Annotated in this window: 21 protein-coding genes; 20 read left to right on the top strand and 1 reads right to left on the bottom strand. The window is 65.1% G+C overall.

Going from position 1 to position 18,925, the window contains the following annotated elements; translation table 11 throughout:
* Window position 1 precedes the first annotated feature (1 nt).
* Window positions 2-628 carry a TetR/AcrR family transcriptional regulator gene (locus ACW177_RS08365; protein WP_492025270.1) on the top strand — a complete coding sequence of 209 codons (627 nt, stop codon included), beginning with the start codon at window positions 2-4 and terminating at the stop codon, window positions 626-628.
* Here the strand turns inward: ACW177_RS08365 and ACW177_RS08370 are convergent.
* Window positions 609-2,240, bottom strand: a complete 1,632-nt coding sequence (locus ACW177_RS08370; protein WP_492025271.1) for an AbgT family transporter — start codon at window positions 2,238-2,240, stop codon at window positions 609-611. The two genes, ACW177_RS08365 and ACW177_RS08370, sit on opposite strands and share 20 nt — an antisense overlap.
* 205 nt (window positions 2,241-2,445) lie before the next feature.
* Here ACW177_RS08370 and ACW177_RS08375 point away from each other — a divergent pair, with 205 nt between their 5' ends.
* From ACW177_RS08375 to nuoN, 19 genes are all read left to right on the top strand, one after another.
* A complete protein-coding gene (locus ACW177_RS08375; RefSeq protein WP_492025272.1) occupies window positions 2,446-2,823 on the top strand; it encodes an NADH-quinone oxidoreductase subunit A in 378 nt (125 codons plus the stop codon).
* Window positions 2,793-3,404 carry a NuoB/complex I 20 kDa subunit family protein gene (locus ACW177_RS08380; RefSeq protein ID WP_492025273.1) on the top strand — a complete coding sequence of 204 codons (612 nt, stop codon included), beginning with the start codon at window positions 2,793-2,795 and terminating at the stop codon, window positions 3,402-3,404. Before ACW177_RS08375 ends, ACW177_RS08380 begins: the two co-directional genes overlap by 31 nt.
* Window positions 3,401-4,030, top strand: coding sequence for an NADH-quinone oxidoreductase subunit C (locus ACW177_RS08385; protein WP_492025274.1), 630 nt, complete (start codon window positions 3,401-3,403; stop codon window positions 4,028-4,030). The genes ACW177_RS08380 and ACW177_RS08385 overlap by 4 nt, the downstream gene beginning before the upstream one ends.
* Window positions 4,031-4,092: 62 nt before the next feature.
* A complete protein-coding gene (locus ACW177_RS08390) occupies window positions 4,093-5,307 on the top strand; it encodes an NADH-quinone oxidoreductase subunit D (RefSeq protein WP_492028100.1) in 1,215 nt (404 codons plus the stop codon).
* Window positions 5,304-5,639 (top strand): nuclear transport factor 2 family protein, encoded by a 336-nt coding sequence (locus tag ACW177_RS08395; protein ID WP_492025275.1) that lies wholly within the window; start codon window positions 5,304-5,306, stop codon window positions 5,637-5,639. Before ACW177_RS08390 ends, ACW177_RS08395 begins: the two co-directional genes overlap by 4 nt.
* Window positions 5,640-5,642: 3 nt before the next feature.
* Window positions 5,643-6,320 carry an NADH-quinone oxidoreductase subunit NuoE gene (gene nuoE / locus ACW177_RS08400; RefSeq protein ID WP_492025276.1) on the top strand — a complete coding sequence of 226 codons (678 nt, stop codon included), beginning with the start codon at window positions 5,643-5,645 and terminating at the stop codon, window positions 6,318-6,320.
* The gene (locus tag ACW177_RS08405) at window positions 6,320-6,601 is read left to right on the top strand and encodes a hypothetical protein (protein WP_492025277.1); all 282 of its coding nucleotides are present in this window, start codon (window positions 6,320-6,322) and stop codon (window positions 6,599-6,601) included. The genes nuoE and ACW177_RS08405 overlap by 1 nt, the downstream gene beginning before the upstream one ends.
* A gap of 393 nt (window positions 6,602-6,994) precedes the next feature.
* On the top strand, window positions 6,995-8,308 hold the full coding sequence (nuoF, locus tag ACW177_RS08410) for an NADH-quinone oxidoreductase subunit NuoF (protein WP_492025278.1): 1,314 nt from the start codon (window positions 6,995-6,997) through the stop codon (window positions 8,306-8,308).
* A gap of 2 nt (window positions 8,309-8,310) precedes the next feature.
* On the top strand, window positions 8,311-8,802 hold the full coding sequence (locus ACW177_RS08415) for a hypothetical protein (protein WP_492025279.1): 492 nt from the start codon (window positions 8,311-8,313) through the stop codon (window positions 8,800-8,802).
* Window positions 8,802-10,847, top strand: a complete 2,046-nt coding sequence (gene nuoG, locus ACW177_RS08420; protein WP_492025280.1) for an NADH-quinone oxidoreductase subunit NuoG — start codon at window positions 8,802-8,804, stop codon at window positions 10,845-10,847. Before ACW177_RS08415 ends, nuoG begins: the two co-directional genes overlap by 1 nt.
* A 3-nt stretch (window positions 10,848-10,850) precedes the next feature.
* On the top strand, window positions 10,851-11,930 hold the full coding sequence (gene nuoH / locus ACW177_RS08425) for an NADH-quinone oxidoreductase subunit NuoH (RefSeq protein ID WP_492025281.1): 1,080 nt from the start codon (window positions 10,851-10,853) through the stop codon (window positions 11,928-11,930).
* The gene (locus ACW177_RS08430; protein ID WP_492025282.1) at window positions 11,931-12,164 is read left to right on the top strand and encodes a hypothetical protein; all 234 of its coding nucleotides are present in this window, start codon (window positions 11,931-11,933) and stop codon (window positions 12,162-12,164) included. It abuts the gene before it with no gap.
* On the top strand, window positions 12,161-12,385 hold the full coding sequence (locus ACW177_RS08435; RefSeq protein ID WP_492025283.1) for a hypothetical protein: 225 nt from the start codon (window positions 12,161-12,163) through the stop codon (window positions 12,383-12,385). The genes ACW177_RS08430 and ACW177_RS08435 overlap by 4 nt, the downstream gene beginning before the upstream one ends.
* Window positions 12,385-12,876, top strand: coding sequence for an NADH-quinone oxidoreductase subunit NuoI (gene nuoI, locus ACW177_RS08440; protein ID WP_492025284.1), 492 nt, complete (start codon window positions 12,385-12,387; stop codon window positions 12,874-12,876). Before ACW177_RS08435 ends, nuoI begins: the two co-directional genes overlap by 1 nt.
* A gap of 73 nt (window positions 12,877-12,949) precedes the next feature.
* Window positions 12,950-13,576 (top strand): NADH-quinone oxidoreductase subunit J, encoded by a 627-nt coding sequence (locus tag ACW177_RS08445; RefSeq protein ID WP_492025285.1) that lies wholly within the window; start codon window positions 12,950-12,952, stop codon window positions 13,574-13,576.
* Window positions 13,576-13,884, top strand: coding sequence for an NADH-quinone oxidoreductase subunit NuoK (nuoK, locus tag ACW177_RS08450; protein ID WP_008264046.1), 309 nt, complete (start codon window positions 13,576-13,578; stop codon window positions 13,882-13,884). Before ACW177_RS08445 ends, nuoK begins: the two co-directional genes overlap by 1 nt.
* 2 nt (window positions 13,885-13,886) lie before the next feature.
* Window positions 13,887-15,983: an NADH-quinone oxidoreductase subunit L gene (gene nuoL / locus ACW177_RS08455; RefSeq protein WP_492025286.1), complete on the top strand. Its 2,097-nt coding sequence runs from the start codon at window positions 13,887-13,889 to the stop codon at window positions 15,981-15,983.
* A gap of 4 nt (window positions 15,984-15,987) precedes the next feature.
* The gene (locus ACW177_RS08460; protein WP_492025287.1) at window positions 15,988-17,472 is read left to right on the top strand and encodes an NADH-quinone oxidoreductase subunit M; all 1,485 of its coding nucleotides are present in this window, start codon (window positions 15,988-15,990) and stop codon (window positions 17,470-17,472) included.
* An 8-nt stretch (window positions 17,473-17,480) separates the two neighbouring features.
* Complete coding sequence (nuoN, locus tag ACW177_RS08465; protein WP_492025288.1) at window positions 17,481-18,923, top strand: NADH-quinone oxidoreductase subunit NuoN; 1,443 nt, start codon at window positions 17,481-17,483, stop codon at window positions 18,921-18,923.
* Window positions 18,924-18,925: the final 2 nt, after the last annotated feature.

Raw genomic sequence — 18,925 nt, forward strand, 5'->3', positions numbered from 1 at the left:
CATGACACGTCCGCGCGTCCCCGGCTCCTCGGAAGCGGGTTCGTCCGCGACGACAAAGAATGGCCGAACTGTTCGACGCCGCCCCGGTCAGCAGGTCACGCGAGACGCCATCCTCTGTGCTGGGCGCAAACTCTTCATCCAGCGCGGGTTCGGCGCAAGTCTACGCGAGATCGCGGTAGAAGCGGGGATCGATCATGCCCTGGTGTACCGGCATTTCGAGTCCAAGACGGACCTCTTCAACCAGATTTTCGATCAAGCGATAGGCGGCGCCGACGGTGATGTGACCGCAGAGCGCTTGTTGGCCGCGCCGGATCGCATCGACGACCTGGTCCTGGTTGCGGTTCGATCCGCTGCGGATCCGACGGCGACGGCCTTGATCTGCGATATTTTCGAACGCCGTCTTATCCCGCCGCTGGCGCATGCGCTGGGAGGGGATGGAGCCAAGGAGCGAGCAAGGCTCTTGCTCGCTTTGGCGGCAGGGATCGAAGTGATCCGCGACAGCCACGCGATTTCCGCCCTTCAGTCGGACGCCATGGAGCCGTTCATCACGAGCGTCGTGCGTGAGCTTCTGACGGCCTCGACCACGTCTGCGACAATGGCTGCGTCCTCTAAGGTGTTGGCGCAGTAGCAGGGGCGACTGCGGCGGCCTGCGGCGGGCTGTGCGGCCCCGCTAATCCCCCTGTTGCGGGTTCCTGTGCAGCGACGGCGGGGGCCGGCGGTTCATAGTGGACGCCTACGCCCGGACCCACGGGCAGGTCGAACGCCACCCAGGCCGCCACCATGGCCAGGCCCGCGATCAGGAAGGCGCCCGCATAGGGCAGCATGGTCGCCATCAACGACCCCAGGCCGAAACGCGGATCCCAGCGCTGGGCGAAGGTCAGGATCAGCGGGAAATAGCTCATCAGCGGCGTGGCGATATTGGTGACCGAATCACCCATCCGATAGGCGGCGGTCGTCATCTCGGGCGAGATCCCCAGCAGCATGAACATCGGCACGACCACAGGCGCCAGGGCGGACCATTTGGCCGAGGCCGAGCCGATGAACAGGTCGAAGACGCACGAGACCAGCACGACGCAGATCAGCAGCAGGGGGGCGGGGAGGGCCAGGCTCTTCAGCTCCGCGGCGGCGTTGACCGCCAGGATCGGCCCTAGGCCCGACCAGTTGAACATGGCGACAAAATGGGCGGCGAAGAAGGCCAGGACGATATAGGGCGCCAGCTGAGCGATGCCGTCGCGCATCATCTTCACCAGGTCGCGGTGGGACTGGATCGAGCCGGCCCCGGCTCCATAGGCCCCGCCCAGCACGAAAAAGGTCACGGCGAAGAAGGCGACCAGCGAGCGGTACAGCGGGTTGAACCTCTGTTCCGCCACCGCCTCAGGATCCACGAAAGGCGAGCCGGGCAGGAGGGTGATCAAGGTCCAAAGAGCGATCATGCCGACAAGGGCCAGGCCCGCCCATGACAGGCCCCGCTTCTCTGCGGCGGTCAGGGGCTGTTTTTCCGACGTGGCGGGTGCAGCGATGCCCTCGGACGGCGTCCAGCGACCCAGCCTGGGCTCGATGACCCGATCCGTCAGGAACCAGACGATGGGCGTGAAGACGACCACGACGCCGACGATGAAGAACCAGTTGCCCGCTATGTTCACCGAATAGGAGGGATCGATCAGATGGGCCGCCGGCTCGGTGATGCCCAGGATCAGGGCGTCGCTCGCGCCGGGGAACAGATTGCCAGCGTAACCGCCCGATACGGCTGCGAAACCCGCGGCCAGCCCGGCCAGGGGATGACGCCCTGCGGCCGCGAAGATCACCGCCGCCAGGGGGATCACCACCACATAGGAGGCGTCCGAGGCATGATGGGAGACCATGCCGGTGATCACCACGACCGGCGTCAGTATGGCGCGCGGCGCATTCAGCAGGGCGCCGCGAATCGCTGTGGCGAACAGGCCGGTCCTTTCCGCCACTGACGCGCCGTAGATAATCGTGATGACGATTCCCAGCGGCGGGAAATCCGCCAGGGTGCGGGGCATGCCGATGATCAGCCGCTCCAGGTTTTCCGGCGACAGCAGGCTCTGCGCGACCAACTGGTCCCCCGTGACCGGATTGACGGCGGACCATCCCAGACCGGCGCCGATCAGACTGAGCACGATCAGCGCGCCGATCAGCCACAGAAAGAGAAAGACGGGATCGGGCAGGCGATTTCCCACCCTTTCGACGGCGTTCAGAACACGGCTGCCAGCGCTCATCCAGATGACTTTCGGTTACGATTTCAACGTCACAATAGGGGCCGGACCGGCCTGAATCGGCAAGCGACGCCGGTGCGACATATGGCCTCGCGACTTGCGATCCATTCTCAACAAAAAACCAATCACAGCAGGGGTTTGAACCGCGCGAACGTTGGGTCTAAGAAGCGCCGAATCCCGCCTCTCCCCGGCGGCCGAGGTTCTTTGAATGAACGCATTTCTGCTCGAATATCTGCCGGTCCTGATCTTCGCCGGCATAGCCGCCTTCATCGGCGTGCTCTTCATCGCCCTGCCGATGCTGCTGGCGCCCAAAAATCCGGATTCAGAGAAGCTGTCCGCCTATGAATGCGGCTTCAACGCCTTCGACGATGCGCGCATGAAGTTCGACGTCCGCTTCTATCTGGTGTCGATTCTCTTCATCATCTTCGACTTGGAAGTGGCCTTCCTGTTCCCGTGGGCGGTGTCGATGTTCGACCTGTCGCACGCCGGGATGATCTTCGCCTTCTGGTCGATGATGGTCTTCCTCGGCGTCCTGACCATCGGCTTCATCTACGAATGGAAGAAGGGAGCCCTGGAATGGGAATAGTCGCACCTTCATCGCCGCTCCCTGGCGCACTGGTTCCGGCCAACTCGGCCGCCCGGTCGATGGTCGAGGGCTATGATCCCAAGATCCACGACAAATTCTTCGAGGTGGTCAATACGGAGCTGGGCGAGCGCGGCTTCATGACGGCCTCGCTGGACGATATCATCACTTGGGCGCGCACCGGTTCGCTGATGTGGATGACCTTCGGCCTCGCCTGCTGCGCCGTCGAAATGATCCAGATGTCGATGCCGCGCTTCGACGTCGAACGCTTCGGCATGGCCCCGCGCGGCAGCCCGCGCCACTCTGACGTGATGATCGTCGCGGGCACCTTGACGAACAAGATGGCCCCGGCACTTCGCAAGGTCTACGACCAGATGCCCGACCCGCGCTATGTCGTGTCCATGGGCAGCTGCGCCAACGGCGGCGGCTACTACCACTACAGCTACAGCGTCGTTCGCGGCTGCGATCGCGTGGTGCCGGTGGACGTGTACGTGCCTGGCTGCCCGCCGACGGCGGAGGCGCTGCTCTATGGGCTGCTGCAACTGCAGAAGAAGATTCGCCGCACGGGGACCATCGAACGATGAGCTCGCTGGCTGTTCAGGCCCAGTTTGAGGCCGCATTGACGCCGATGGGCGCCGAGCTGGTGGGCGCGCTGGGCGTCGAGGCTCAGGTGGCGTTCGGCGAGCTGACCCTGGTGGCGCCGCGCGAGCGGATCGTCGAGGTCATGACCGGCCTGCGTGACCGTTTCGGCTTCCAGCAGCTGCTGGACGTCTGCGGCGCGGACTATCCGGACCGCGAAGAGCGGTTCGAGGTTGTCTATCATCTGCTGTCGCTGACCCGGAACGCGCGCGTTCGCGTCAAGGTCGTGACCGATGAGGTCCAGCCCGTCCCCACCGTCTGCCATGTCTATCCGTCCGCCGGCTGGTTCGAGCGGGAAGCCTACGACATGTATGGCGTGACCTTCTCGGGCCACCCCGACATGCGCCGCCTGCTGACCGACTATGGGTTCGAGGGGCATCCGCTGCGCAAGGATTTCCCGATGTCGGGCTATGTCGAGGTCCGTTACGACGAGGAACAGAAGCGGGTCGTCTATGAACCCGTCAAACTGACCCAGGAATTCCGGACGTTCGACTTCCTGTCGCCGTGGGAGGGCGCCGATTATCCGGCGCCTGCACTGCCCGGCGACGAAAAGGCAGGAGTGAAGGGCTGATGGCTGACGGAGCTCGCGTTCCCGCGCCCGCGAACAGCGGCGGCGGCGATCCCTTCGAGGACATGCCGATGGATCACCGGACCGACCACGCCAAGGCGATGGACGACCGGAAATTCACGATCAACTTCGGCCCCCAACACCCGGCCGCGCACGGCGTGCTGCGTCTGGTGCTGGAGCTGGACGGCGAGATCGTCGAACGCGTCGATCCGCACATCGGCCTGCTGCACCGCGGCACCGAAAAGCTGATGGAGGCCCGCACCTATCTGCAGAACGTGCCCTATCTGGACCGGCTCGACTATGTCGCGCCGATGAACCAGGAACACGCCTTCTGCCTGGCCATCGAGAAGCTGCTCGGCATCGAGGTCCCGTACCGGGCCCAGCTGATCCGCGTGCTCTATTCGGAGATCGGCCGGATCGGAAACCACCTGCTGAACTCGACCATGCAGGCCATGGACGTCGGCGCCCTGACGCCCCCGCTATGGGGCCACGAAGAGCGCGAGAAGCTGATGGTCTTCTACGAGCGGGCCTGCGGCGCGCGTCTGCACGCCAACTATTTCCGCCCCGGCGGCGTCCACCAGGACCTGCCGATGGACCTGATCGACGACATCGGCCGCTGGTGCCTGGAGTTCCCGCAGGCCCTGGCCGATATCGAGAGCCTGGTCACCGAGAACCGCATCTTCAAGCAGCGCAACGTCGACATCGGCGTGGTGTCCAAGGAACAGGCCCTGGCCTGGGGCTTCACCGGCGTCATGCTGCGCGGCTCGGACATCGCCTGGGATCTGCGTAAGTCGCAGCCCTATGAATGCTACGCCGAGCTGGAGTTCGATATTCCGGTCGGCAAGAGCGGCGACTGCTGGGATCGCTACCTCTGCCGCATCGAAGAGATGAAGCAGTCGGTGCGGATCATGGAGCAGTGCATCCACAAGCTGCGCAACTGCCCCGGCGAGCCGGTGATGATCGAGGACAACAAGATCGTTCCGCCGCGTCGTGGCGAGATGAAGCGGTCGATGGAATCCCTGATCCATCACTTCAAGCTGTACACCGAGGGCTTCAAGACGCCCGAGGGCGAGGTCTACGCCTCGGTCGAGGCGCCCAAGGGCGAGTTCGGCATCTATCTGGTCTCGGACGGCACCAACAAACCCTATCGGGTCAAGATCTCGGCGCCGGGATTCCGTCACCTTCAGGCGATGGACTGGATGAACCGCGGCCACCAACTGGCCGACGTCTCCGCCATCCTGGGCTCGCTCGACATCGTGTTCGGCGAGGTGGACCGATGAGCCGCCAAGCCGTGGTTCAGGGCCAGTTGGACGCCTATAACGCGCAGGATCTGGAGACCTTCGTCACCTTCTTCGACGATGAGATCACCATTTCGGATCTGAACGCCGCGCCCAATCTGACCGGTCTGGACGCCTACCGACTGCGCCATGAAGGTCTGTTCGCCCAGTTCCCCGAGAACCGCGCCGAGCTGTTGTCGCGCATTGTCGTGGGCGACACCGTAATCGATCACGAGCGGGTTTTCCGCTCGCCCGAGGCGACGCCCTTTGAGGTCGCCGCCATTTATTCGTTCGCCGGCGACAAGATCGCCCGCGTCGACTTTGTGAAGGCCTAGCGGATGTCCGTTCGTCGTCTCGCCAAGGAACAGCCGGCCTCCTTCGCCTTTTCGAAGGACACCAAGGCCAAGGCCGAATGGTGGATCAAGAAATACCCCGAGACCCGCCGCCAGTCGGCGGTGATCCCGGTCCTGTGGCTGGTACAGAAGCAGGAAGGCTGGGTCTCCGAACCCGCCATCCGCGCGGTCGCCGAACTGCTTAGGATGCCCTTCATTCGGGTTATGGAGGTCGCGACCTTCTACACCATGTTCATGCTGGAGCCGGTCGGCAACACCGCCCTGATCCAGGTGTGCGGCACCACCCCGTGCATGCTGCGCGGCGCCAATGAGCTGATGAAGGTCTGCAAGGAGAAGATCGGTCCCAAGGATCATCTGTCCGCCGACGGCCGCTTCACCTGGCAGGAAGTCGAATGCCTGGGCGCCTGCTCCAACGCGCCCATGGCCCAGATCAACGACCATTATTTCGAAGACCTGACGCCCGAGACGATCGGCCAGATCATCGACGACTTCGCCGCCGGCAAGACGCCCAAGCCTGGCTCCTACATCGGTCGTCACAACGCAGCGCCGACCGGCGGGGCCAAGACCCTGCTGGATCCGAAACTGTATGACGGCTCGGCCGCCAAGCCGATCAAGAAGCTGCCCAACAGCGATCCGGCGCCGGTCGAGAAGGCTCCGGCCTGATGTCTGCACCCGACCTCGACAGCGACGAAGGCCGCGCCGCGTACCGCAAGGAGCTGCGCCAGGTCGCGCGCCCCCTGCGCGCGGGCGGGCTCGCGCTCGTGGTCGGCGCGGCCATGCTGATCCTGCTGACCCGACAGGGGACAGCGGGCCTCGGCGACTGGGCCTTCACCCTGTCCTACGTCATGCTCGGCCTCGGCTGGGCCTGCGTCATCGGCGCCATCTATATCCGCAATCGGCACCACAAACGCCGGATGCGCGAGCTGGAAGGCGCAACGTCATGACGGCGTCGATCTATTATGGTTCCATGAACTCGATGCAGCGTGCCGGGGGGCGCCATGTCGATGGATCAGAAGCGGGCAGGGCGCCGCGCGCCCAAGCGCGGCCAAGGCGGGTGGAGCCCCGCCAGGACGGGCAGATTGCTGGTCAATCTGGCCGGCGCGGCCAGTCTGTCGCTGAGCGCCGGACCCGTATCGGCGCAAACCCCGCCAACATCCCCTTCGGTCGCCCCCGCGACCGCTCCTTCTACGCCTTCACCCGGTCCTGCTGATGCTTCCGAACCGCGTAACAACCCCAGCCCTGAACCGCGTCAGCCGCCTCCCGGCCAGCGCGATCTCGGCCTCGAACGCCAGTCCGCTCTCGGTCCCCCCCGTCGGCGTAGACGGAGGAGCAGCCTGATGGTCGGCATTCTCGAAGACAAGGACCGGATCTTCACCAACCTGTACGGCTTCCACGACTGGACGCTGGACGGGGCGAAGACGCGCGGCGCCTGGAACGCCACCAAGGACATGCTGGACCTTGGCCGCGACTGGATCATCAACAACGTCAAGGCGTCCGGCCTGCGCGGCCGTGGCGGCGCCGGTTTCTCGACCGGGCTGAAGTGGTCCTTCATGCCCAAGGAAGTGAAGGATCGTCCTCACTACCTGGTCGTCAACGCCGACGAATCCGAACCCGCGACCTGCAAGGACCGGGAGATCATGCGCCACGATCCGCATCTGCTGATCGAAGGCTGCCTGATCGCCTCCTTCGCCATGCAGGCCCACGCCTGCTACATCTATCTGCGCGGCGAGTACGTCCTTGAGCGCGAGCGGATGGAAGCGGCGGTCAAGCAGGCGTATGAGGCCCGTCTGATCGGCAAGGACAATGTTCACGGCTGGGACTTCGACGTCTATATCCACCACGGCGGCGGCGCCTATATCTGCGGTGAAGAGACCGCCTTGCTGGAATCCCTGGAAGGCAAGAAGGGTCAGCCCCGTCTGAAGCCGCCGTTCCCGGCCGGCGCGGGTCTGTACGGCTGCCCGACCACGGTGAACAACGTCGAGTCGATCGCCGTCGTCGGCACCATCCTGCGTCGCGGCGCGGACTGGTTCGCCAGCTTCGGCCGTCCGAACAACACCGGCACCAAGCTGATGTCGCTGTCGGGTCACGTGATGACGCCCTGCGTCGTCGAAGAGACCATGTCGATCCCGCTGCGCCAGCTGATCGAAGAACACGGCGGCGGCGTTCGCGGCGGCTGGGGCAATCTGAAAGCCATCATCCCCGGCGGCGCGTCCTGCCCGGTCATTACGCGCGAGCAGGCGGAAACCGTGCTGATGGACTTCGATTCCATGCGCGAAGTTCGCTCGTCGTTGGGAACCGCCGGCGTGACCGTGATGGACGAGTCCACCGACATCGTGAAGGCGATCGCCCGCATCAGCTATTTCTTCAAGCACGAGAGCTGCGGCCAGTGCACGCCGTGCCGCGAGGGCACCGGCTGGATGTGGCGCGTGCTGGAGCGTATGGCCGTGGGCGAGGCCGATCCGTCGGAGATCGATCTGCTGCTGGACGTCGCCGGCCAGGTCGAGGGCCACACCATCTGCGCCCTGGGCGACGCGGCCGCCTGGCCGGTTCAGGGCCTGATCCGTCACTTCCGTCACGAGATCGAAGAGCGTATCGCCAACTACCGCAGCCGCCGCGCGAACTTCGCCGGCCACGCGATCGCCGCGGAGTAATGATGCGCCGCTGGTCCGCCATCGTGATCGGAGCTTTCGCACTCGCCGCTTGCGGCGAGCGTGAAGCTGCGCCCACGCCTGCGGAAAAGGTTGCGGCTGCGGCCAAGCCCTCCGACGCCGTGCAGACGGCGCCTGAGGTTCTGACCCCCGCCGACCTGCGCCGCGTCTGCCGTGCCGGTCTGGCGGCGATCCACGGCCAGCCGCCGATGGTCATCGACATCGACGGCGTCGATGGCGGTGTGGTTCACGCCTCGTGGCGCGCGCCGGTCGATGGCGGCCGGATGCGCGCCGACTGCCGTGTCGAGAAAGACCTGATCGTGTGGAAGCCGCTCGATCTGCCCGATCCCACCCTCGTTCGCTGGATGAACCAGTCGGACGATCCCGTGATCCGCTACGTCATGGACGGTCAGGCGATCACCATCACCCAGACCCTCCCGGATGGGACGACGGAACAGGCCGAATTGGCCGTTCCCGCTGAAGAAGAGGCCCGCTGATGCCAGTCGCCAAGGTCAACGGCGTCGAAGTTGAGTTCGAGCCCGGGATGACCGTGCTCCAGGTCGCCGAGCGCGCGGGGCAGGAAATCCCGCGCTTCTGCTACCACGAACGCCTGTCCATCGCCGGCAACTGCCGCATGTGCCTGGTCGAGGTGAAGCCTGGGCCGCCGAAGCCCCAGGCTTCGTGCGCCCTGCCGGCCGCCGACGGCCAGGAAATCTTCACCGACACCCCGATGGTCAAGAAGGCCCGCGAAGGCGTGATGGAGTTCCTGCTCATCAACCACCCGCTGGATTGCCCGATCTGCGATCAGGGCGGCGAGTGCGACCTTCAGGACCAGTCCATGGCCTACGGCCGCGATGGGTCTCGCTATGCCGAGAACAAGCGCGCGGTCGAAGAAAAGAACATGGGTCCGACGATCAAGACCTTCATGACGCGGTGCATCCAGTGCACCCGTTGCGTCCGCTTCATCACCGAAGTCGCCGGCGTGCCGGACATCGGCATGATCTCGCGCGGCGAGGACGCCGAGATCACGACTTATCTCGAGAAGTCGGTCGCCTCGGAACTGTCGGGCAACGTCAATGACCTGTGCCCCGTCGGCGCCCTGACGCACCGCCCGTGGCAGTACCACTATCGTCCGTGGGAACTGAAGAAGACCGAGACCGTGGATGTCATGGACGCCCTGGGCTCGAACATCCGCGCCGACTTCCGCGGCTCCGAGGTGATGCGGGTTCTGCCGCGCGTCAACGAAGGCATCAACGAGGAGTGGCTGTCGGACAAGAGCCGCTATGTCGTTGACGGCCTGACCGCGCGTCGCCTCGACCGCCCGTGGATCCGCGAGAACGGCAAGCTGCGCGCCGCCTCGTGGAACGAGGCCCTGGACGCCGTCGCCGCCAAGCTGAAGGCCGCCTCGGCCGACCGCATCGGCGTGATCGCCGGCGACCTGCAGGACGCCGAGTCGATGAAGGCGACGCTGGACCTGTTCCGCGCCCTGGGCTCCAAGAACACCGACTGCCGCCAGGACGGCGCCGCCCTGGGCTATGGCCCGCGTGAGGGCTGGCTGTTCAACACCGGCCTGGAAGGCATTGAAAAGGCGGACGCCATCCTGATCGTGGGCGTCAACCCGCGCATCGAGGCGCCGCTGCTGAACGCCCGCCTGCGCAAGAGCTGGATCAAGGGCGGCGTCGAGATCGGCGTCATCGGCGAACAGGCCGACCTGACCTTCGACTATGCCTATCTGGGCGCCGGGTCGAAGACCCTGGCCAAGCTGCCGAAGTCCGCGATGGACTTCCTGACCAAGGCCGAGCGTCCGGCGATCATCGTCGGTTCCGGCGCGCTGGGCGGGGAGGGCGGCGCGGCCGTCCTGAACGCCCTGGGCGCCCTGGCTAAGAAGGTCGGCGTCATCGGCGAAGGCTGGAACGGCTTCAACGTCCTGCACCACGCCGCCGCGCGCGTCGCCGGCCTGGACATGGGCTTCGTGCCGACCGAGGGCGGCCTGACGGCAGCGGACATGCTGAAGCCGGGCGCGCTGGACGTGCTGTTCCTGCTGGGCGCCGACGAGGTCGATCCGGTCGGATCGAACGCCTTCCGCGTCTATCTGGGCAGCCACGGCGACCGTGGCGCCCACGGCGCTGACGTCATCCTGCCGGGCGCGGCCTATACCGAGAAGTCGGGCCTGTACGTCAACACCGAGGGCCGGGTGCAGATGGCCGAACGCGTCGTCTTCCCCAAGGGCGAGGCCAAGGAAGACTGGGCCATCATCCGCGCCCTGTCCGCCCGCGTCGACCAGACCCTGCCGTACGACACCCTGGACCAGCTGCGCGCCAAGCTGATGGCCGATCATCCGACCTTCGGCCGGATCGACTATCTGCCTGCGCCGGCCGCCTTCGATCCGTCCAAGCTGGGCGTCAAGGGCGACCTGGGCGACCGGGTCTTCGCCTCGGCGATCACGGACCCCTATCTTTCCAACCCGATCGCGCGCGCCAGCGCGACCATGGCCGAGCTGTCCGCCCTGCGGATCGCCCCGGTCGCGATGGCGGCGGAGTAAGTCATGGACGCTGCTACTTCCTTCTGGGCCACGCCGGGCGGCTGGACGCTGATCACCCTGGGGCAGGTCCTGCTGATCACGGTCTGCGTCCTGCTCGCCGTGGCCTTCCTGCTGCTGGCCGACCGCAAGGTCTGGGCCTCGGTGCAGATGCGCAAGGGACCGAACGTGGTCGGCCCCTTCGGCCTGCTGCAGTCCTTCGCCGACATGCTGAAGTTCGTGCTGAAAGAGGTGGTCATCCCCTCCGGCGCGGACAAGGCGGTCTTCATCATGGCGCCGATCATCACCGTCATCCTGGCCTTCATGGCCTGGGCGGTGATCCCGTTTGCGCCGGGCTGGGTGGTGTCGGATCTGAACGTCGGCATCCTGTACATCTTCGCCGTTTCGTCGCTGGGCGTGTACGGCATCATCATGGGCGGCTGGGCTTCGAACTCGAAGTATCCGTTCCTGGGCTCGCTGCGTTCGGCGGCGCAGATGGTGTCCTATGAAGTCTCGCTGGGCCTGATCATCATCAATGTGATCCTCCTGGCCGGCACGATGAACCTGTCGCAGATCGTCGAGGGCCAGAGCGGCTATTTCTGGAACTGGTATGCCTTCGGCGGCGGGCAGGGCACCTGGCCCCTGATCGTGGTCCTGTTCCCGATGTCGATCGTCTTCTTCGTCTCGGCCCTGGCGGAAACCAACCGCCCGCCGTTCGATCTTCCGGAAGCGGAATCCGAACTCGTGGCCGGTTATCAGGTCGAATACAGCTCGACGACCTATCTGCTGTTCATGATGGGCGAGTACGTCAACATCGTCTTCATGTCGGCGATGATCAGCATCCTGTTCTTCGGCGGCTGGAACCCCGGCTTCCTGTCGCAGGAAACGCTGGACGGCCTGCCGGCCTGGCTCGAGTACGCCATCTATCTGCTGACCTTCATCACCAAGACGGTCTTCTGGTTCCTGGCCATCGCCCTGGTGAAGGCCTTTGTGCCCCGCTATCGCTATGACCAGTTGATGCGCCTGGGCTGGAAGGTCTTCCTGCCCGCCTCGCTGGTGGCTGTTATCATCACCGCCGCCTGGCGCGTCTTCGCGGTGGGTGCATAGATGAGCCCACGCTCCGTCATCCTGGCCCTGGTCGCGTCGTGGGGCCTCGTCGCCTGCACCTTCGCGCCCATCGCCGCTCCGGCGCCGACCGATCCGGTCGCGTCGATGGAGCGGCGCGAGGATGACGCGCGTCGTGGCGGCGAACGGGTCAACCTGTGCCGTATGATGAACCGGGACGATCCGCGCTATAAGGACATGGACTGCAAGGACGTGCTGCGGGGAGTCGGGGCATGAACCGTCTGAGCCTCGTGCTGCTGGCGTTCGCGCCCCTGACGACGGCCTGCGCTCCAGACACGCGCATGCCCGAGTCCGGTTATCAATGGGAACGCCGCCAGGAACGCATCGAGCGGGAATGGCGCGAGACCCAGGCCAAGACCGAGGCCAAAACCCAGGGCGCCGCCGCGCCCGCCCAGACTTCAACCAACGGCGCCCCGGCGCCAGAGGATCGCTTCTGATGTTCACTCGTATCGCCCAGGCCGCAAAGGGCGCGCTGATGCTCGACGCCATCGGCGCCATCGGCCTGACCCTGAAGTACATGGCCCGCCCCAAGGCGACCGTGAACTATCCGTTCGAGCGGAACCCGCAGTCGCCGCGCTTCCGTGGCGAACACGCCCTGCGTCGCTATGCGAACGGCGAGGAGCGGTGCATCGCTTGCAAGCTGTGCGAAGCCATCTGCCCTGCCCAGGCCATCACCATCGAGGCCGAACCGCGCGCCGACGGCAGCCGCCGCACGACCCGCTACGACATCGACATGGTCAAGTGCATCTACTGCGGCCTGTGCCAGGAGGCCTGCCCGGTGGACGCCATCGTAGAAGGGCCGAACTCTGAATTCGCCGTCGAAACGCGCGAGGAGCTGCTGTTCGACAAGGCCCGACTGCTCGACAACGGGGATCGCTGGGAACGGCAGATCGCCAAGAATCTGGAACTCGACGCGCCTTACCGCTAAGGCGCATCTCGCTTGAACGGGTCAGCGATTCCAAACGGGGTCGCGGCCGATACGAAAGGGGCTTCGTCCCGACATGCTGCAAGGCATTGCCTTCTATCTGCTGGCGGCGACCGCCGTGGTGTCCGGCCTTCTGGTCGTGACCGCGCGCAATCCGGTGCACAGCGTGCTGTGGTTGATCCTCGCCTTCTTCTCGGCGGCGGGTCTGTTCGTCCTGCTGGGGGCCGAGTTCCTGGCCATGCTGCTGGTCGTCGTCTACGTCGGCGCTGTGGCGGTGCTGTTCCTGTTCGTCGTCATGATGTTGGACGTCGACTTCCTGAAGCTGCGTGAAGGCTACGCCAAATATCTGCCGATCGGCGGCGTGGTCGCGGCCGTGCTGCTGGCCGAGATGATCGTGGTGTCCAGTGCTGTGATCCAGGGCGGGGCGACCGCCGGTCTGGCCGGACCCGGCGCGCCCGATCCCGACATGAGCAATGTCGAGGCCATCGGCCGGGTGCTCTACACCGACTATATCTACTTCTTCCAGGCCGCCGGCATCGTGCTGCTGATCGCCATGATCGGGGCCATCACCCTGACCCTGCGCCACAAGCCGCATATCAAGCGCCAGGACATTTCAAGCCAGGTCAACCGCTCCGCCGCCCAGGCGATGGAGATCAAGTCGGTCCCGACCGGGCAGGGCGTCTCGCCCGAGGAGCTTCTCTGATGGACATCGGTCTCATCCATTATCTCAGCGTGGCGGCGATCCTGTTCACCATCGGGGTCTTCGGCATCTTCGTGAACCGCAAGAACGTCATCATCATCCTGATGTCGATCGAGCTGATCCTGCTGGCCGTGAACATCAACTTCGTCGCCTTCTCGACCTATCTGAACGACATCAGCGGGCAGATCATGGCGATGTTTGTCCTGACCGTCGCCGCAGCCGAGGCCGCGGTCGGCCTGGCCATTCTGGTGACCTTCTTCCGTAACCGCGGCGACATCGCCGTCGACGACGCCTCCGTGATGAAGGGCTGAGCGTGAACCTCCACACCCTGATCATTCTCGGGATCTTCGCCCCGCTGCTGGGCGCGACCGTCGCCGGCCTGTTCGGCCGCCGCATCGGCAATATCCCGTCGCAGACCATCACGACCGGTCTGCTGTTCTTCTCGTGCGCCGTCGCCTGGACGGTGTTCGGCCAGTGGACCTGGGGCCATCTCGAGCCCTTCACCATCCGCCTGGCGCCCTTTATCAATGTGGGCGACTTCCAGTCAGCCTGGTCGATCCGCATCGACGCCCTGTCGGCCACCATGCTGATCGTGGTCACCAGCGTCTCGTCGCTGGTTCACCTGTATTCCTGGGGCTATATGGCCGAGGACGACAGCCGGCCGCGCTTCTTCGCCTATCTGTCCCTGTTCACCTTCATGATGCTGGCGCTGGTGACGGCCGCCGACTTCATGCAGATCTTCTTCGGCTGGGAAGGCGTGGGGCTGGCCTCGTATCTGCTGATCGGCTTCTGGTTCAAAAAGCCGACCGCCAGCGCCGCCGCCATCAAGGCCTTCGTCGTCAACCGCGTCGGCGACTTCGGCTTCGTGCTGGGCATCATCACCATCTTCTGGATGTACGGCACGATCGAGTTCGCCGAACTGTTCCCGCTGGTCGCGACCAAGGCCGGCACGACCTGGGAGTTCCTGGGCGTCCAGTGGTCCGCGCTCGACCTGGCCGGCTTCCTGCTGTTCATCGGCGCCATGGGCAAGTCTGCCCAGTTCTTCCTGCACACCTGGCTGCCGGACGCGATGGAAGGCCCGACCCCGGTCTCGGCCCTGATCCACGCCGCCACCATGGTCACCGCGGGCGTCTATATGGTCTGCCTGCTGTCGCCCATCTATGAGTACGCCCCCGGCGCCTCGCAGATCATCGCCATCATCGGCGCGATCACGGCCCTGTTCGCCGCCACGGTCGGCCTGACCCAGAACGACATCAAGCGGGTCATCGCCTATTCGACCTGTTCGCAGCTGGGCTATATGTTCTTCGCGGCGGGCGTCGGCGCCTATCAGGCGGCCATGTTCCACCTGTTCACCCACGCCTTCTTTAAGGCCCTGCTTTTCCTGGGCGCCGGTTCGGTGATCCACGGGATGCACCACGAGCAGGACATGCGGAAGATGGGCGGCCTGTGGAAGCTGCTGCCGATCACCTATGCCGTCATGACCATCGGCACCATCGCCATCACCGGCCTGGGCATCCCCGGCGTCGGCGGCTTCGCCGGCTTCTATTCGAAGGACTCGATCATCGAGAGCGCCTTCGCGTCGGCGGCGTCGGGCCATTCGGCGGTCGGCATGTTCGCCTTCTCCATCGGCCTGATCGCGGCCGGTCTGACGGCCTACTACTCCTGGCGCCTGATCTTCATGACCTTCCACAACAAGCCGGTGTGGAAGGAAGAGGGCGACGCCCATCATGCCGACGATCACGCCTCGCACGCCCATGACGCTCATGGCCACGATGATCATGGCCACGACGATCACGCGCATGACGATCATGCTCACGACGACCATGGACACCACGGCCCGCTGCACCCGCACGAAAGCCCCTGGGTCATGCTGGTTCCGCTGATCCTGCTGTCGGTCGGCGCCGTCGCCGCGGGCTTCGTCTTCGCGCCGCACTTCATCGGCCACCACGAGCACGAGTTCTGGCGCGGGGCCATCTTCACCGGCGAGCACAACCATGTGCTCCACGAGAGCCACGACGTCCCGACCTGGGTGAAGTGGTCGCCGCTGATCCTGACCCTGACCGGAACGGCCTTCGCCTACTGGATCTATGTCGCTCGCGAGGGCATGGGCCGTCGCATGGCCGAGCGGGACGGCGCGATCTACCGCTTCCTCTACAACAAGTGGTATTTCGACGAGCTGTACGACTTCGTCTTCGTGCGCGGTTTCAAAGCCATCGGCGACGCCTTCTGGAAGATCTTCGACGTGAAGATCATCGACGGCTTCGGTCCCAACGGCGCCGCCTGGGCGTCGCTGAAATCGGCCGGCTGGCTGTCGAAGTTCCAGTCCGGATTCCTCTATTATTATGCCTTCGTGATGCTGCTCGGGGTGGCCGGTCTGCTCACCTTCGCCATCCTCGCGTGGGGAGCCTGAGCCCGTGCCCTACATCCTGAGCCTCGTTACATTCCTGCCGCTGGTCGGCGCCCTGGCGATCTTCCTCGCCCGGCTGGCGTCCAAGTCCCAGGACGCCGCCGCCCCGGCCGCACGCTGGATCGCCCTGCTGACGACCCTGGTCGTGCTGGGGGTGTCGGTCGTGCTGGTCGCCGGATTCGATCCGTCGAACGTCAGCTATCAGTTCGTCGAGATGGTCCCCTGGTTCGCCGGGGCCAGCTATCACCTCGGCGTTGACGGGATCTCGATCCTGTTCGTCCTGCTGACGGCCTTCTTGATGCCGATCTGCATCCTGGCCAGCTGGAAATCGATCTCGACGCGCGTCGTTGAATATATGATCGCCTTCCTGGTGCTCGAGACCCTGGTCATCGGCGTCTTCACGGCGCTGGACCTGTATCTCTTCTACATCTTCTTCGAAGGCACCCTGGTGCCGATGTTCCTGATCATCGGCATCTGGGGCGGCGCCAACCGGATCTACGCCGCTTACAAGTTCTTCCTCTACACCCTGCTGGGGTCGGTGCTGATGCTGCTGGCCATGCTGTGGATGTCGCACACCGCCGGCACCACCAGCATTCCCGAGCTGAAGCAGTACGCCTTCGACCCGGCGGTTCAGCCCCTGTTGTGGCTGGCCTTCTTCGCCTCCTTTGCGGTGAAAATGCCGATGTGGCCGGTCCACACCTGGCTGCCCGACGCTCACGTTCAGGCGCCGACGGCGGGCTCGGTCATCCTGGCCGGCATCCTGCTGAAGCTGGGTGGCTACGGCTTCATCCTGTTCAACGTGCCCATGTTCCCGGTCGCGTCCGAGATGTTCCGCCCGCTGGTCTTCACCCTGTCGGTGATCGCCATCGTCTACACCTCGCTGGTGGCCTGGCGTCAGACGGACATCAAGAAGCTGATCGCCTATTCCTCGGTCGCTCACATGGGCTTCGTCACCCTGGGCATCTTCGCGGGCAACGACCAGGGCATGCAGGGCGCCGTCTTCCAGATGATCAGCCACGGTCTGATCTCGGGTGCGCTGTTCCTGTGCGTCGGCGTGGTCTACGACCGGATGCATACGCGTGAGATCGCCTTCTACGGCGGCCTGACATCGCGGATGCCCTGGTTCGCCGCCATCTTCCTGATGTTCACCATGGCCAACGTCGGCCTGCCGGGCACCTCGGGCTTCATCGGCGAAGTCCTGACCATGACGGGCGCCTACCAGGCCTCGACCTGGGCGGCTCTGGTCGCGGCCTCGGGCGTCATCTTCTCGGCTGTCTACGCCCTGACCCTGTATCGCTCGGTCATGTTCGGCGAGATCACCAATCCGAAGCTGCTGACCATCGCCGACATCGACAAGCGTGAACTGCTGCTGTTCGTGCCGCTGATCCTCGGCACCCTGTGGCTGGGCGTCCACCCGGCCGCCGTCCTCGATTACACCGGGCCCGCCGTCGAGGCCCTGACCAATGCCTATCGCGTCGCGATCGGTGGGTGAGACCAAGCATGCCTGATCTGTCCTCCGCCCTGCACCTCGCCGCCTCGGAGCTGACCCTCGCGGTCGGCGCCCTGGTCCTGCTGATGGTCGGCGCCTTCATCGGCGACAAGAGCGCCCGACTGGTGTCCATCCTGTCGGTCCTGCTGCTGATCGCCGCCGCCGTCATCGCCTTCATGGGACCGTGGGGCGTCGCCTTCAACGGCGCCTATGTGGCTGATCCGCTGGCCATCTACGGCAAGAGCCTCATCTATCTGTCCGCCGCCGTGGCCGTCGTCCTCGGCGACGGCTGGATGAAGCGTACGCACATCGCCAAGTTCGAATATCCGGTCCTGATCGTGCTGGCCTCGGTCGGCATGGGGATGATGGCGTCCTCGGGCGATCTGATCTCCATGTATGTCGGCATCGAGCTGCACTCGCTGGCCCTGTACGTCCTGGCCGCCTTCCACCGCGACGACGTCAAGGCGTCGGAAGCGGGCTTGAAGTATTTCGTCCTGGGCGCCCTGTCGTCGGGCCTGCTGCTGTACGGCTCCAGCCTGATCTACGGTTTCGCCGGTTCGATGCGGTTCGAGGATATCGCCGCCTTCGCCGCCGACCATCCCGGCCCCGGCCTGGTGTTCGGCCTGGTCTTCCTGATCTGCGGTCTGGCGTTCAAGGTTTCGGCCGCGCCCTTCCACATGTGGACGCCTGACGTCTATGAGGGCGCGCCGACGCCGGTCGTGGCCCTGTTCGCCACGGCGCCCAAGGTCGCCGCCATGGTCCTGATCGCCCGCGCCCTGGAAGGCGGCTTCAGCGAGGCGCACGCTCAGTGGTCGCAGGTTCTGGTCGCCATCTCCCTGCTCAGCTTCGTCGTCGGCGCCTTCGGCGGTCTGGCGCAGAAGGACATCCAGCGCCTGCTGGCCTATTCGTCCATCGCCAACATCGGCTACGCCCTGCTGGGCATCGCCGCCGGTACCAGCGAAGGCCTGCAGGCCATGCTGATGTTCATGACCCTGTATGTCATCGACCAACTGGGCTTCTTCGCCATCCTGCTCAGCCTGTCCAAGTCGGGCCGTCCGATCCGTCGCATCGCCGACCTGGCCGGGCTGAAGAAGGACCGTCCGGTTACGGCCGTCGCCCTGACCGTGCTGTCGCTGTCGGTGCTGGGCATGCCGCCGTTCTCGGGCTTCTGGGGCAAGTATTATGTCTTCGGCGCCGCGGCCGACGCCGGTCTGTGGCCGGTCGCCGCCGCCGGTCTGGTCGCCTCGGTTGTCGCCGCCTTCTACTATCTGCGGATCATCAAGCTGATGTGGTTCGATCCGCCGCTGGACGAGATCGCCACCGACAAGGCCTCGCCGGAAACCAGCCTCGTCGGCTGGGCCTGCGCCGCCTTTGCCTTCCCGCTGGTGATCGTCGGTCTGACCTGGCTGGAGCCGCTGACCAAGGTTGCGAGCGCCGGCTTCGGGAACGGTTAGGG

This window comes from Brevundimonas sp. AVps23W (assembly GCF_058681395.1).

Bases quoted from the DNA above. Each gene is read 5' to 3' on its own strand.
- nuoE (WP_492025276.1), top strand. From the start codon at position 5,643: ATGTCCGTTCGTCGTCTCGCCAAGGAACAGCCGGCCTCCTTCGCCTTT.
- ACW177_RS08385 (WP_492025274.1), top strand. From the start codon at position 3,401: ATGAGCTCGCTGGCTGTTCAGGCCCAGTTTGAGGCCGCATTGACGCCG.
- ACW177_RS08430 (WP_492025282.1), top strand. From the start codon at position 11,931: ATGAGCCCACGCTCCGTCATCCTGGCCCTGGTCGCGTCGTGGGGCCTC.
- nuoK (WP_008264046.1), top strand. From the start codon at position 13,576: ATGGACATCGGTCTCATCCATTATCTCAGCGTGGCGGCGATCCTGTTC.
- ACW177_RS08365 (WP_492025270.1), top strand. From the start codon at position 2: ATGACACGTCCGCGCGTCCCCGGCTCCTCGGAAGCGGGTTCGTCCGCG.
- ACW177_RS08415 (WP_492025279.1), top strand. From the start codon at position 8,311: ATGCGCCGCTGGTCCGCCATCGTGATCGGAGCTTTCGCACTCGCCGCT.
- nuoG (WP_492025280.1), top strand. From the start codon at position 8,802: ATGCCAGTCGCCAAGGTCAACGGCGTCGAAGTTGAGTTCGAGCCCGGG.
- ACW177_RS08445 (WP_492025285.1), top strand. From the start codon at position 12,950: ATGCTGCAAGGCATTGCCTTCTATCTGCTGGCGGCGACCGCCGTGGTG.
- ACW177_RS08395 (WP_492025275.1), top strand. From the start codon at position 5,304: ATGAGCCGCCAAGCCGTGGTTCAGGGCCAGTTGGACGCCTATAACGCG.
- nuoI (WP_492025284.1), top strand. From the start codon at position 12,385: ATGTTCACTCGTATCGCCCAGGCCGCAAAGGGCGCGCTGATGCTCGAC.
- nuoN (WP_492025288.1), top strand. From the start codon at position 17,481: ATGCCTGATCTGTCCTCCGCCCTGCACCTCGCCGCCTCGGAGCTGACC.
- ACW177_RS08435 (WP_492025283.1), top strand. From the start codon at position 12,161: ATGAACCGTCTGAGCCTCGTGCTGCTGGCGTTCGCGCCCCTGACGACG.
- nuoF (WP_492025278.1), top strand. From the start codon at position 6,995: ATGGTCGGCATTCTCGAAGACAAGGACCGGATCTTCACCAACCTGTAC.
- ACW177_RS08405 (WP_492025277.1), top strand. From the start codon at position 6,320: ATGTCTGCACCCGACCTCGACAGCGACGAAGGCCGCGCCGCGTACCGC.
- ACW177_RS08370 (WP_492025271.1), bottom strand. From the start codon at position 2,240: ATGAGCGCTGGCAGCCGTGTTCTGAACGCCGTCGAAAGGGTGGGAAAT.
- ACW177_RS08375 (WP_492025272.1), top strand. From the start codon at position 2,446: ATGAACGCATTTCTGCTCGAATATCTGCCGGTCCTGATCTTCGCCGGC.
- nuoH (WP_492025281.1), top strand. From the start codon at position 10,851: ATGGACGCTGCTACTTCCTTCTGGGCCACGCCGGGCGGCTGGACGCTG.
- ACW177_RS08380 (WP_492025273.1), top strand. From the start codon at position 2,793: ATGGAAGAAGGGAGCCCTGGAATGGGAATAGTCGCACCTTCATCGCCG.
- ACW177_RS08390 (WP_492028100.1), top strand. From the start codon at position 4,093: ATGCCGATGGATCACCGGACCGACCACGCCAAGGCGATGGACGACCGG.